Annotated in this window: 9 protein-coding genes; all 9 read left to right on the forward strand. The window is 35.5% G+C overall.

Annotation, left to right across the window (positions count from 1 at the left end; all coding sequences use genetic code 11):
* The first annotated feature begins 92 nt into the window (after window positions 1–92).
* Window positions 93–1,238, forward strand: a complete 1,146-nt coding sequence (locus ACQKCJ_RS19915; protein WP_271335983.1) for an acyltransferase family protein — start codon at window positions 93–95, stop codon at window positions 1,236–1,238.
* 230 nt (window positions 1,239–1,468) lie between these two features.
* On the forward strand, window positions 1,469–3,106 hold the full coding sequence (locus ACQKCJ_RS19920; protein WP_271335984.1) for a sodium/sugar symporter: 1,638 nt from the start codon (window positions 1,469–1,471) through the stop codon (window positions 3,104–3,106).
* Between the two features lie 219 nt (window positions 3,107–3,325).
* Window positions 3,326–4,885: a glycoside hydrolase family 28 protein gene (locus tag ACQKCJ_RS19925; RefSeq protein WP_427402770.1), complete on the forward strand. Its 1,560-nt coding sequence runs from the start codon at window positions 3,326–3,328 to the stop codon at window positions 4,883–4,885.
* 235 nt (window positions 4,886–5,120) lie between these two features.
* The gene (locus tag ACQKCJ_RS19930) at window positions 5,121–6,569 is read left to right on the forward strand and encodes a glycoside hydrolase family 28 protein (protein ID WP_271335986.1); all 1,449 of its coding nucleotides are present in this window, start codon (window positions 5,121–5,123) and stop codon (window positions 6,567–6,569) included.
* 127 nt (window positions 6,570–6,696) lie between these two features.
* Entirely contained in the window at window positions 6,697–8,682 is a 1,986-nt protein-coding gene (locus ACQKCJ_RS19935) for an alpha-L-arabinofuranosidase C-terminal domain-containing protein (RefSeq protein WP_427402771.1), read from the forward strand.
* 554 nt (window positions 8,683–9,236) lie between these two features.
* Window positions 9,237–10,058 (forward strand): phospholipase A, encoded by an 822-nt coding sequence (locus ACQKCJ_RS19940; RefSeq protein ID WP_271335988.1) that lies wholly within the window; start codon window positions 9,237–9,239, stop codon window positions 10,056–10,058.
* Window positions 10,059–10,336: 278 nt separating this feature from the next.
* Entirely contained in the window at window positions 10,337–11,038 is a 702-nt protein-coding gene (locus ACQKCJ_RS19945) for an outer membrane beta-barrel protein (protein WP_271335989.1), read from the forward strand.
* Between the two features lie 14 nt (window positions 11,039–11,052).
* The gene (locus tag ACQKCJ_RS19950; RefSeq protein ID WP_271335990.1) at window positions 11,053–11,784 is read left to right on the forward strand and encodes an outer membrane beta-barrel protein; all 732 of its coding nucleotides are present in this window, start codon (window positions 11,053–11,055) and stop codon (window positions 11,782–11,784) included.
* 31 nt (window positions 11,785–11,815) lie between these two features.
* Window positions 11,816–13,780 (forward strand): T9SS type A sorting domain-containing protein, encoded by a 1,965-nt coding sequence (locus ACQKCJ_RS19955; RefSeq protein WP_427402772.1) that lies wholly within the window; start codon window positions 11,816–11,818, stop codon window positions 13,778–13,780.
* Window positions 13,781–13,791 lie beyond the last annotated feature (11 nt).

The raw sequence follows: 13,791 nt of genomic DNA on the forward strand, positions 1-13,791 counted from the left end.
GCATCATCTATACCATAAAAGGAAATAATTATAAAATTTTGATCTCACAAAAGAGGCTCAACAGGATAAATATGCTTTTAAATAAGTACAATATGAATAAAACTATTGCAAGTGAAAGATTGGTTTCTCTGGATGCTCTGAGAGGGTTTGTTATGTTTTGGATTATGAGCGGAGAACATATCATGCACGCGCTGGCGAAGGCTGTACCAATTCCCGTTTTTATCTGGATGTCGTCGCAATTGCACCACGCAGAGTGGAATGGGATTACGTTTTATGATATGATCTTTCCCATCTTTTTATTTGTTGCCGGGGTTTCTATGCCGTATTCTTTCGAAAAGAAAATGAATCTGGCAGGTGTAAAAACGCCAAGAGAACTGCCAACAAAAGAAAAACAGAAAATATACAGATCGATGCTAAAACGAACTTCTATATTATTGTTTTTAGGATTTGTTGTCAACGGCTTATTGCGTTTTGACGGGTTTGATCAAACCCGTTTTGCCAGTGTATTGGGGCGCATTGGACTTGCCTGGTTTTTTGCAGGTATGATCTATTTGAATTTTGATTTAAAAAAACAACTGATATGGTTTACAGGTATTCTGGCAGGATATTATCTGACAATGAAATTTATTCCTGTTCCTGATTTTGGAGCAGGTATTTTGACCAAAGAAGGTTCCTTAGAAGGCTATATTGATCGTTTGTTTTTGCCGGGAAGATTGCACAGCACAGTATATGATCCTGAAGGTTTGTTTTCGACAATACCAGCAATTGCGACGGCTTTGTTGGGTGTTTTTTCAGGCACATTTTTAAAGACGGATAACTACTTTTCACGAAAGAATAAATTAACTGTCATGGTTGCTTCGGCAATTGTTTTGATCCTAATAGGAATTATTTGGGATTATGATTTCCCGATTAATAAACATTTATGGACAAGCTCTTTTGTATGTTTTGTAGGTGGATTTAGTATTTTGTTTTTTACTTTTTTCTATCTGACAATTGATATTTTGGGATTTCATAAATGGGCATTCCCTTTACTGTTAATCGGTTCAAATTCGATTTTGATTTATATAGCAGCAGAAGGCTTGGTAGATTTTAAATATACAGCCGATTTTGTATTTGGAGGAATCATCAAGTTCTTTCCTCTCCTTTGGCAACCCGTTTTTACAGCTTTGTCCGTAACAGTAGTGCAGCTTGTTTTGCTTTATTTTTTGTATAAGAGGAGATGGTTTTTGAAAGTTTGAGAGGAAAGAGTATAGAATGAAGAGTATAGAATAAAGAGAATAGAATGATGAGAATAGAATGATGAGAATAGAATGAAGAGAATAGATTATAGAAAGAGAGGAAAGAATAAAGAGAAAAGAGGGGGTTAAGAATAATAGGAAGACTGACTTATTTTAAGCTTTGCACTTGTTTAAAAACATACACATTTTAGAATGCACTTTACTGACTAACCAAAAATAACCACACCATTATGAATGCATTACAAACCGCAGATTACATTGTTTTCTTTATCTATTTCGTACTGGTCTCGAGTTACGGAATGTATATTTACCGAAGCAAGAAAAATGCAACAACGAGTTCTAACGAATATTTCCTTGCCGAAGGTTCTCTTACCTGGTGGGCAATTGGTGCCTCCCTGATTGCTTCTAATATTTCGGCTGAACATTTTATAGGAATGAGCGGTTCCGGTTTTGCGATTGGGCTGGCGATTGCGTCTTATGAATGGATGGCGGCTGCCACATTAATCGTTGTCGCGATATTCATCTTACCCGTTTATCTTAAAAATAAGATATTTACGATGCCGCAATTTTTGGCAAAAAGATATAGCGATACAGTGAGTACCATTATGGCCATAATCTGGCTGTTGATTTATGTATTTGTAAATCTTACCTCGATCATTTATTTAGGTGCTTTGGCCATCTCATCAATCGCACCCGTCAGCTTTCAATTTTGTGTTATCGGATTAAGTTTATTCTCTATAATCGTTACACTAGGAGGAATGAAAGTCATAGGATATACAGATATGTTTCAGGTTATCGTATTGATTATGGGAGGTTTGGTAACCACTTATTTGTCCCTGACCTTATTGTCAGAGCAGTTTGGTTTTGGAAAAGATATCCTGAAAGGGCTCATGGTTCTAAAAGAAGAAGCACCGGGACACCTGCATATGATCCTTGACAAATCAAACCCTCATTATGCTGAACTTCCTGGAATCTCTGTACTTGTAGGAGGTATGCTAATCAATAATCTGGCCTATTGGGGCTGTAATCAGTATATTGTTCAGCGCGCCTTGGGAGCCGATTTAAAAACAGCCCGTAAAGGAATTTTATTTGCTGCTTTTTTGAAATTATTAGTGCCTATTATAGCTGTTTTGCCGGGGATTGCTATGTATGTAATGCATCAAAACGGTATGTTTCAAAAAGAAATGGTAGATGCCGCAGGAGTTTTAAAACCGGATCAGGCTTATCCAACTTTAATGAATTTATTACCGGCGGGATTAAAAGGAGTTGCCCTAGCCGCATTAACCGCAGCAATCGTAGCTTCGTTAGCAGGAAAAGCAAATAGTATTTCGACGATTTTTTCTTTAGATATTTATAAAAAGTATTTCAATAAAAATGCTTCAGAAAGAAAATTAGTCCTTACCGGAAGATGGGTCGTGATAATCGCCATGTTTATTGCTGCAATTGTTGCTCCGGCATTAAAATCATTAGATCAGGCTTATCAATTCATACAAGAGTATGTTGGTTTCTTTTCGCCGGGAGTTTTGGCTATTTTTTTATTGGGAATGTTCTGGAAGAAAACAACGCCTTCAGCCGGACTTGCGGGGGCATTGCTGACCGTACCTTTAGCAGCAGTATTAAAATTCCTGCCGGTATGGACAAATGGTGCTTTTCCGGATTATCCTTTTTTAGACAGAATGACCATCTCGTTTTTTTTAATCGTATTGATAATGGTTGCAATTAGCCTATTAAACCCTGAAACTAAAGAACAACAGGAAACATTAAAAATCGAAATTGATAAATCAATGTTCAGGGTTTCCTCAGAGTTTATTATTGGATCATTTATTATCAGCGGTGTATTAATAGCATTATATACCGTCTTTTGGTAATTTTAAATTAATAATTAACCTGTTTTCAACACATAGAAACATAGATTTTTTGTAGACTTAAAAAAGGTATTTCAATTGTTTAAAATACATAAAATGAGCTGTTTAGAAGAAATATATTTCTTTTTGTATTCATATTTATACTTAAATTATATATTTCTGTGTGTTTAATAAAATTTTTATGTAATACGTCTCAAAGCGTTTATTAAATAACAAAGCATTATGAATAATAATAAAAAGATTTTCAGAAGTTGTATCGTTTTACTTTTTCTTTTACAGCTCAGTTTTAATGTTGAAATGCATGCCGGAAAAAGAAAAGACTATTTAGTAACTGCTTTTGGAGCTGTTGCCGATGGAAAGACATTAAATACAAAAGCAATTCAAAAAGCGATTGATGCGGCTAATAAAAATAAAGGAGGAAGAGTTGTTTTTTCAAAAGGAAAATTTTTATCAGGCAGCATCATAATAAAAAGTAATGTCGAATTATTTTTTGAAGAAGGCGCAGTTTTGTTAGGAAGTACAGACCCTAATGATTATCCAAAATTAGAAGGAGTACGAGCTTTGGTTCTGGCTCATACGGCAAAAAATATTGCTGTTACAGGAAAAGGAATTATTGATGGACAGGGCAGGGAACTGGCTCTGGCAGTGGACAGTCTGCACCATACAGGAGTAAAAATAGATGCCAGTTATAATTACAGAAGACTGCGTCCCGGAGACGGAAGAGGAAAATTGGTTTCTTTCGTAAAATGCGATTCTATCACAATGAAACTTATTACACTAAAAAACAGTTCAGGTTGGGTACAGTGTTTTGAGCAAAGCAGTAATATCGTGGTCGATGGAATAAAAGTTGACAGCAGAGCGTATTGGAACAATGACGGAATTGATATTGACGGATGTGAGAACGTAAGAATTACAAATTGTGACGTCAATTCTGCTGATGATGGAATTTGTCTGAAATCAGATTCTCCGGGATTGCAGAACAATAACATTTATATCGCCAACTGCACGATCAGATCGAGTGCCAATGCCGTTAAATTTGGAACAGGTTCGTATGGGAGTTTCAAAAATGTAACAATAGAAAATATTCAGGTTTTTGATACTTTCAGGTCGGCCATTGCTATAGAATCTGTTGATGGTGCCGAAATTGAGAACATTACCGTTTCGAATATTACTGCCGTAAATACAGGAAATGCGATATTGATCAGGTTAGGCCATAGAAACGGAGACAAACCGGGTTATATTAAAAATGTTTCGATAAAAAACGTAAAAGCCCAAATTCCTTTCGGACGCCCGGATATCGATTATGATTTACGCGGACCCGAAGTAGATTATTTCCATAATCCATTCCCTTCTTCGATTGCCGGAATCCCGGGATATCCTATCGAAAATGTAACTCTCGAAAATATCGAAATTACATATCCCGGAAGAGCTTCAAAAGGAATGGCGTATCTGCCTTTGACCCGATTAAAAGATGTATTGGAAAATATAAAAGGGTATCCGGAATTTACCATGTTTGGAGAATTGCCTTCATGGGGATTTTATGTTCGACACGTAAACGGAATCGTAATGAAAAATATAAAAGTGACTCTCGAAAAAGAAGATTTCCGTCCGGCTTTTGTTTTTGATGATGTAAACGGACTTGTTATGAGGGATGTAAATGTGCCTTCGGACAAAACGAATCAAATTATTTTTAAGGATGTTCGCTCTGATAATCTGGATGCTGCGGCTTTAAAAAGAAAAATAGAACCCGAACAAAATACGTTTGTCTTGCCATCAAAATAAATTTAATTACCAAAACTCACAAAGTAATTTTAGAGTCTGCCGTGTAGACACGAATAGTATGAATCAATTATAAACATGGATTTGCTTCGACTAATTCGCGCAAATTTCAATTACGTTAACCTACTTTGTGAAATTAATTTCATAAAGTAATTAGTGACAATTAGTAAAATACGTGTTTATTTTAGACTGATGTCCATGCGTTCGTTTTAAAGCAATCTTTTAATAAAAAAATAAAATGATAAAGAAACTTATAATCGCTATAATACTTTTTTGTCTTTCCTTGACCGCTTCAGCACAAAAGGTCTATAATATAAAAAAATACGGAGCCAAAGGAGATGGAAAAACCAATGATGCGGCGGCAATTCAAAAAGCAATAGATGCCTGTAGTAAAACAGGTGGAAGAGTATTAATACCCGCACCATTTACTTTTTTGGCAGGACCAATTAATGTAAAATCAGGGATTAATGTTCATCTGGAAGCAGGCGCTAAATTATTGGCAAGTCCGGATGAAAAACTATATACCAAAAGTGCATTTCGCAGTAATCCCGGAGAAGGAACCATCTGGATTGGTGGCGAAAATGTAGAAAATTTCAGCATTAGCGGAACGGGAGAAATAGACGGAAACGGGATTTCTTTTATGGGAGAGGAACTCGAAGATTCTTATGTTTTGAAACCTTTTACAGTCTTAGATCCAAGACCGCATGTGCTGACTATTATTGGCGGAAAAAATATCAGGATTAGAGATGTTCATATCGGTAATTCTGCTTATTGGACGATTCACCTTGTAGGCTGTAATGATGTTGTCATTAGTGGTATTACATTACTCAATAGTCTGAAAGTCCGCAATAGCGATGGTATCGATTTAGATCATTGCAAGAATGTGCGTATCAGCGATTGTTATATCGAAAGTGGCGATGATTGCATCTGTCTGAAAAACAGACGTGAATTTGAAGAATTTGGCGCTTGCGAAAACATAACCGTTACCAATTGTACTATGACCAGCAGCAGCTGTGCGATCAAAATTGGTTCAGAAAATATGGATGCGATCAGACAGGTTGTGTTCAATAATTGCATCATTAAAAACAGCAATCGTGCATTAGGAATTCAAAATCGAGATGAAGGAACCGTAAGCGACATTTTATTTTCGAATATAATTATCGAAGCAAAATTAACCACAGATACCTGGTGGGGAAAAGCAGAACCTATCTATATTACGGCATATCGCAGGGCAAAAGGAAATCATAAAGATGCAAACTGGCGTTTTCCAAAAGATGCTGTTGAGGGAAAAGTGGGTGAAATAAAAAACATCTATTTTAGCAATATTCAATGCACAGGAGAAAATGGAGTATATGTAAGTGCAGAATCAAAAGACAAAATAAAAAATATTGTGTTTGATAATGTCAGCGTTTTTATTGATAAAACAACCCCGCATCAAGGCGGTATTTATGATCGTCGTCCGTCTGATTTAGAAGGTTTTGTAAAAGGAAGCACCGCCGGTTTTTATTTTGATTCGGCAGAAAAAATAAAAATGCAGAACTGTTCCGTAGAATGGGGAAAAAATAAACCGGATTATTTTACTTATGCAGTCGAAAGTAAAAATGTAGATGCGTTAATCATTAATAATCTCGAAGGGCAATCAGCATTTCCTGAGAAGTTAGAAGCGGTAAAAAAGAGTAAAAAATAAACTCGTTTTTTTCAAATAGCCAGATATGTGTATTATTAGCTAAGTGAAATACTTTTTTTAAGTTTACAATAGCCTATGTTTCGATATGTTAAAATTAATTTCAATAGATTCAATTCAAAATAATAAAATGAAGAACAATACTATTATAAAATTGGTCCTTTGCACGCTGTTGTTAAGCAATATTTATGTAAATGCCCAAAAGACAACATTAGAAGTTGATATTGCGAAGACCGTTGCCAAAATACAACCTACAATGTTTGGTTTATTTTTTGAAGACATCAATTTTGCCGCTGATGGAGGGTTGTATGCCGAAATGATTAAAAACCGCTCTTTTGAGTTTGATAAACCATTAATGGGATGGGAGCAGCCCAATACCAAAAGGTCTTCTATGAATATGCACTCCGGTGCAGCAACACCTGTTAACGTATCAGAAAATAAAACCAATCCCAACTTTTGCCGTATTCTTATCAATGACGATAAAGGATATGCTATCATCAATGAAGGATTTAGAGGAATGGGAATTAAGAAAGACGCCAAATACAATCTTTCCCTAAAGGCAGCTAATCCTGATGGAACTATCAAAAAAATAATTATTCAGTTTATTGATAAAGAGCAAAAAGTGTTGGGCGAAACTGTTATAATTCCGTCATCAAAAGAATGGAAAAATTATACCGTACAATTTACTGCTGCTCAAACCGAGGCAAAAGCCAAATTGAAAATAACTTTTGAAGGTACTGGAACCATCGATTTAGATATGGTTTCGTTGTTTCCGGAAGACACCTGGAAAAACAGAAAAAATGGTTTGCGCAAAGATATTGTTCAGCTTTTGTATGATATGAAACCGGGATTTTTACGTTTTCCTGGTGGCTGTATCGTAGAAGGAAGGACGCTGGCAGATCGTTATCAATGGAAAAAATCAGTAGGAGAAGTAGAGAACAGAAAAACGATGATGAACCGCTGGAATGTCGAATTTGGACACAAACAGACGCCGGATTATTTTCAAAGTTTTGGATTGGGATTTTATGAATATTTTCAGCTTTCTGAAGATATTGGCGCAGAACCATTGCCTATTTTAAGCTGCGGAATGGCGTGCCAATACAATACAGGAGAATTGGCACCTATAGAAGAATTAGATCCTTATATACAGGATGCTTTAGATTTGATTGAATTTGCGAATGGAACAGTTGATACGCCATGGGGGAAATTGCGTGCTGATATGGGACATCCAAAACCATTCAATCTAAAATATATTGGTGTTGGAAATGAACAATGGGGATCCGATTATATTGAAAGATACAAAGTTTTTGAAAAAGCGATAAAAGCAAAATATCCAAAAATAATTATCGTCTCAGGAAGCGGTCCGTCTCCGGATGGAGAACATTTTGATTACGCAATGCAGGAACTTAAAAAACTGGATGCAGAACTCATAGACGAGCATTATTATAAAAGTCCCCAATGGTTTAGAGAAAATGCGGCCCGTTATGATCAATACGACAGAAAAGGACCAAAAATATTTGCTGGCGAATATGCTGCACAAAGTGTTTCAGGTGCAAATCCCAATAACAGGAATAATTGGGAATGTGCTTTTTCTGAAGCTGCTTTTATGACGGGATTAGAGCGAAATGCTGAGGTCGTTACTTTAACTTCTTATGTACCGCTAATGGCGCATGAAGATGCCTGGCAATGGACACCGGACATGATTTGGTTCAATAATCTCGAAACCTATGGCTCTGCCAATTATTATGTGCAAAAGTTGTTTTCGCTCAATAAAGGAACAGATTTATTAACGATTACCCAAGACAGAAAACCATTAACAGGGCAAAACAACTTATATGCCTCTGCGGTAAAAGACACTAAAACCAAAGAAGTGATCATAAAAGTAGTAAACACAGCAGCAGTGGTGCAGGATATTATCATTGATGTAAAGGGAAGTAAATTGGAGTCTACAGGAAATTTAATAACATTGACAAGTCCAAATTTAGAAGATGAAAATACATTTGCTGACCCTAAAAAAATAAGCCCAAAAGAAAGCGAATACAAATTGAAAGGAGAGAAAGCACAATTGAGATTACCTGCTTATTCTGTGAATATTTTGAAATTGAAAATCAAATAATTATAAAGATATTTTTTTGTTGGTAATGTAGTAGATTGTTATAACCAAATCTTTTGTTTTTTTCAACGGATTAAAATCCGTTGCTGCAAAAGAACCCATTACTATGAAATTTTAGAAAGAGTTCCGGAGGAACAAAATATATTGTAGGGATGGATTTTAATCCATTCTCCGCAAAGTTTAAACACAAAGTTTGTCATCTCGACGAAGGAGAGATCACACTATTATTTCCGTTCAGCTATTCGTCAATCTTTGTCGCGTTTCTTGTTTGATTTGCTTCGCCTGTTCGCTATAGCTCGGGTCTCTTTGTTGAGATGAAAAGATTGCGGATTCTGATAGAGTTAATGATACAGAAATAGTTAATCTGCATTGAAAAATCTCTTACCTTAATGACATTGCCGTAGGGACAACACATATTAACTAACCTACTTGAGTTAATTAGAATCAATAGGTTTACGTTAATGAGCTAACACTTATGTTTTTTGAGTTAATAAAATATACCCATACACCTTACCTTAGTAAAGAACTAAAAATAAGCTTCAATTTAAACTGTAAGAATGTATTTAAAATACCTGTTAGCGTTTCTCATTTTGTTTTCCGTTAAAACAAATTCACAAATTGTAGAAGATTCGAAAAATTTTCGTGCGGCAGATTCGCTGCTCAAAGAGCCAAGTTTCTCGGTGCACAAAGACAATTATTTTCTAACAGGAGTACCAATCAATACTGCTATTACCCGCAATACAGCCGATGTAAAATATCAGGTAAGTTTTAAGTTAAGGCTGAATTCAAAACCTTTATGGGGTGGTTTTTTTCCGTATTTAATGTACACTCAAAAAGCCTTTTGGGATATTTATGCAAGCTCAAAACCATTTTCAGAGATTAATTTTAATCCTGGAGTAGCCCTCGTTCGTCCGTTTTATTTAAAAGGAGGAAGGCTCACCTACGGGACCGTCTCCTTAGAACACGAGTCGAACGGAAGAGATTCTATTTATTCCAGAACCTGGAATATGCTTGCCTTTTCATTAAAATCGCAAATTTCTCCACGATGGGTTGTTGGGCTTAGAGGTTGGATTCCTATAGTCGATAAAGAAGATAATCCATATCTCACTCAATATGTAGGATATGGAGAAGCAAGTGCAACATATCAGATACAACCCGGACGATGGAGCGCAGATGTTCTTTTTAGAAAAGGAAGCGGCGTTATTAAATATGGATCCCTGCAGACACAAGTAAACTGGAGACCATACAAAAACGAAAATTATTATCTCACCCTTCAATGGTTTGTTGGGTATACAGAAAGTTTGATCGATTATCAGGAACACAGGAGTATGGTACGTATTGGCTTTACTATTAAACCTGAGAACATGGGTATTTTTTAGATAAAAAAATAAAGCGTGATATACTTTTTTATTCAGTAATATCATTAGTAAGATTTAAATCCTTTCAATATGTGAAAGGATTTTTTTTTGTTAATTTTTCACTTTTAAAAACTATCTTTTTTTAGTAAAATTAACTTTTTTGCCAAAAAACATAAAATTATAAACTTTCTTTTCAAAATACCTATATTATGTATTTCATCGTGTTAATTTGTATTTCATCGATTTCACAGGTAGTGTAAATTGGAAATTAATACATATATTCGCCAAAATTTTTTTGGATGAAAGTACTATTACACTTATTAATATTTTGTTGTTTTTTTAGCGGTGCAGTTTATGCACAAAATGAAACCAATATTACTTACGGGCTCAAGTTTGGCGGGCTATTTTCTAAAATAAGCAATTTGCCGGAAAGCATTAAAGGAAGAGACAATACTTTCGACAATAGCGTGATGGAAAGCAAAGGTGCTTACGGATTAGAAGGCGGTTTTTTCTTAAACTTCAAACTTTATGATACCCGGGTTGCCATACAACCTGAAATTTTATTCAGACAATCAGGCGAAACAGTAAATTATCATGATGCAACAGGCAAAGAATTTGAGCTTGGTTTGCATTATGCTTATCTGCAAATTGGAGCTTTGTACAAAGTATACCCATACGAAGGTTTGAATTTAGGTTTTGGAGCTTTCTACGGAATCAGTTTATCTGCCAATAATGTAACCTATAAATCCAACGAAGCCGGAGGAATGTATGATGTAGCCACAAGACAATTTTATAAAGACGGTCTTGATGGTACAGATGATTTCTCATTATGTTTTGCCGTAGGTTACGAACTGCATAAAAGTATCCATTTTGATTTACGTTACTACCTGGGTGTAAAAGATGTAGTAAAAAGTAATTCTTCCTCCTTTCAGTTTATCGAAAATCAAAACAAAAGCAGTGTTGTATGTTTTTCTTTAGGCTATAGTTTTCATCAATGGTAATTTCAATAAAAAAAATGAAAAAAATTATTTTGCTTCTTCTATTAGTAAGCACAAAATCGTTGTTTGCACAAGGTGACAGAGAGATTACCTATGGTCTTTTTGCCGGCGGAATTTATTCTAAAATGTCTAATCTTCCCGATGTCATTGTTCCAAAAGGAATTTATGAAGGATATACGCTAGCCGAAGAAGGTAAGTTTGGAGCAACGGCAGGTCTGGTAATCAACTGGAAATATCCGTATGCCAAAGTGAGTATACAAACAGAGATTTCATATTCAGGACAGGGAACAGATTTAAATTATGAAGACATAAAAGGACTTAAATACAAAATGACTTTTGGCTATAGCTATCTAAATGTTGGGGCACAGTTTAAATATTATCCTGTTGAAGGTTTTTATTTAGGAGTTGGTCCGTATGTAGGTTTTAATATTGCCAGTGATAATATTAAATACAGTTCTAATAGTCAGGAGATTTTTGGCAACTCAGGAGCTTATTTCGAACCCGATGCCAATGTGCAAAAAGTACTGAAAGAGTCCTTAACCGGTAAAAATTATTTTTATGGAATGCTTTCTGCAGGATACGAGTTCAATTCAAAACTTTCTATAGGAGCGCGTTATACCTTAGGACTTACAGATGCGCTGGCAACAGAGGAAAACGGACATCGTTATAGCGAGAACAAAAACAAAATCAATAGTATTTCATTGATAATTGGTTATTCTTTTGACTTTGATGATTTAGCTAATTTCTAATCATCGCCCCCATCCTTAAACTTAGGAAATTATGTGTAAAAAGATTTTTTGTATACCTGTTTTTATAGCTTTATTAATGACCAATGCGATCTTTTCTCAGCAAAAAGCAGTGCCGGGATTAGTAGAAGAACCACAGTTTTGGATTAAATCCAGAAGCAGTGGTGATGCTTATTATTGGGAAAACCTCACAAAAAAGGAAGCAAAAATATCAGACCGAAAACATAATGGAGCTATTTTTAATTTTAATCCGAGTATTGTTTTTGATACCAAACAAGATTCGTTGATTTTACCTCTGGGGACAGAAAGTAAAAGAAAGCAAACTTTGTTTATGGTTTATAAAGTAAAAGACAGTTTAAAAGAGCAATTTTTATGGACAATAAACGATCCTAAAAAAACACTTTCTGTAGCGACCAATAAACGTTTGGTCGATCTAAAAAAATATTCCTATCAATCGTATCAGGAAAAAATAAAACCGCATAAAGCCAACATTCATTTTTTTCAGCAGAATGTTACCGATAGTCTTGCAAAGTTATCTTCATTAACGATAGGGCAAAAGTCCAAACTTGAAAAATTACCACCCGAAGAATTTAAAGGAAGCATAAGCGAAATTCTGGTGTACAACAGAGTATTGTCAGGTTTTGAAACCCAAAAAGTAGCAAGTTATTTAGCCGTTAAATATGGTATTTCGCTTTCGCAGTTTGATAATAAAAATTACCTGAACAGTAAAGGACAGACCATTTGGGACATCAATCAGCATAAAGGATTCGAAAATTCGATTACCGGAATTGGCCGTGATGATGCCAGCGGATTATTGCAGCCCAAAAGCAGTAATATGGCAGAAGAAGGATTTTTGACCATTGGATTAAAAAGTAAATCGAATATAATTCCGGATAATTTTTTTGCATTCTGGAGCGATAACGGAAAAAATCTTCTGGTAAAAAAACAAGAACAAGGCGAGCCAATCGGGATTGCAAGAGAGTGGCAATTGGATTTTGCAAATCCTGCGGATTTGAGTCTGGACTGGAGTTTTAATCCAAATTTTATCAAAGGGACTTTACCCAAAGACACCTATTACTGGTTATTAGTCGATTACTCAGGCAAAGGAACATATGACGAAAAAGATTCCGAATACATTCGTCTGGCAAGTACTTCGAGTACAGAAAAATTGGCGCTGAATGATTTCAATTGGGACAAACAAAAATCTGGCAAAGCCAAATTTACGCTGAAAGTAGCCCCCGAGATGTTTAGCAGAGTCTGGATTACCGAAGCCACTTGTGGAGTTACAGGATCAGGAGGTTTAAACTATAGCATAGAAGGCGGTGAAGCACCGTTTACTGTTACCGTAAAAAAAGAAGGAAGTGATGTTGTAGTAAAACAATGGAACCAGGCAGCAAAAAGTACGACAGGATTACAGCTTTCATCAGGAACTTATGATTATATCGTTCGTGACGGAAAAGGGAATTTGTACTCAGAAACTGTTTTTATAGCAGATAAACAAGGAACATTTCCAAATCTGAAATCTGATTATCTGTTAAAAGATGGAAACGCCCTGACACTTGATGCAAGTGCCGGTTTGCCAACAGGTAATTATGAATACCAATGGTTTTATGAAGGTGATTTTATAGATAACAATCCTAAAATACTAATCGATCAGCCCGGTATTTATGAACTTCGACTATTAAATGGTCAGGAATGTAAAACAGCCACTAAGATTGCAGTTACCTCTGACGGAAAAGAAATAACAGATTCAAGCGTATTGATTTTATATCCAAATCCTACCATAGACGGTCGTTTTTCGGTAGCAATGCAATTTCCCAAAAAGACCAATGCAACCATCACAATTTATAGTCCCACAGGAGCACTGGTGAAACAAAAACAATTCACGCAGATAGAAACTTATTTGTATGAAGATGCTATAAAAAATGCTGCCGGAATGTATTTGGTAACAGTAAATTCAGATTTTGGAACTAAAACTTTCAAAGTTATTGTGAAGTAATTCAGGTCTGT

It is taken from the genome of Flavobacterium sp. NPDC079362, assembly GCF_050267765.1.
GTDB classification, from domain to species: domain Bacteria; phylum Bacteroidota; class Bacteroidia; order Flavobacteriales; family Flavobacteriaceae; genus Flavobacterium; species Flavobacterium azizsancarii.

What these genes read in the sequence shown, in the direction of transcription:
- ACQKCJ_RS19915 (WP_271335983.1), top strand. Translation starts at nt 93, where the DNA reads ATGAATAAAACTATTGCAAGTGAAAGATTGGTTTCTCTGGATGCTCTG.
- ACQKCJ_RS19920 (WP_271335984.1), top strand. Translation starts at nt 1,469, where the DNA reads ATGAATGCATTACAAACCGCAGATTACATTGTTTTCTTTATCTATTTC.
- ACQKCJ_RS19925 (WP_427402770.1), top strand. Translation starts at nt 3,326, where the DNA reads ATGAATAATAATAAAAAGATTTTCAGAAGTTGTATCGTTTTACTTTTT.
- ACQKCJ_RS19930 (WP_271335986.1), top strand. Translation starts at nt 5,121, where the DNA reads ATGATAAAGAAACTTATAATCGCTATAATACTTTTTTGTCTTTCCTTG.
- ACQKCJ_RS19935 (WP_427402771.1), top strand. Translation starts at nt 6,697, where the DNA reads ATGAAGAACAATACTATTATAAAATTGGTCCTTTGCACGCTGTTGTTA.
- ACQKCJ_RS19940 (WP_271335988.1), top strand. Translation starts at nt 9,237, where the DNA reads ATGTATTTAAAATACCTGTTAGCGTTTCTCATTTTGTTTTCCGTTAAA.
- ACQKCJ_RS19945 (WP_271335989.1), top strand. Translation starts at nt 10,337, where the DNA reads ATGAAAGTACTATTACACTTATTAATATTTTGTTGTTTTTTTAGCGGT.
- ACQKCJ_RS19950 (WP_271335990.1), top strand. Translation starts at nt 11,053, where the DNA reads ATGAAAAAAATTATTTTGCTTCTTCTATTAGTAAGCACAAAATCGTTG.
- ACQKCJ_RS19955 (WP_427402772.1), top strand. Translation starts at nt 11,816, where the DNA reads ATGTGTAAAAAGATTTTTTGTATACCTGTTTTTATAGCTTTATTAATG.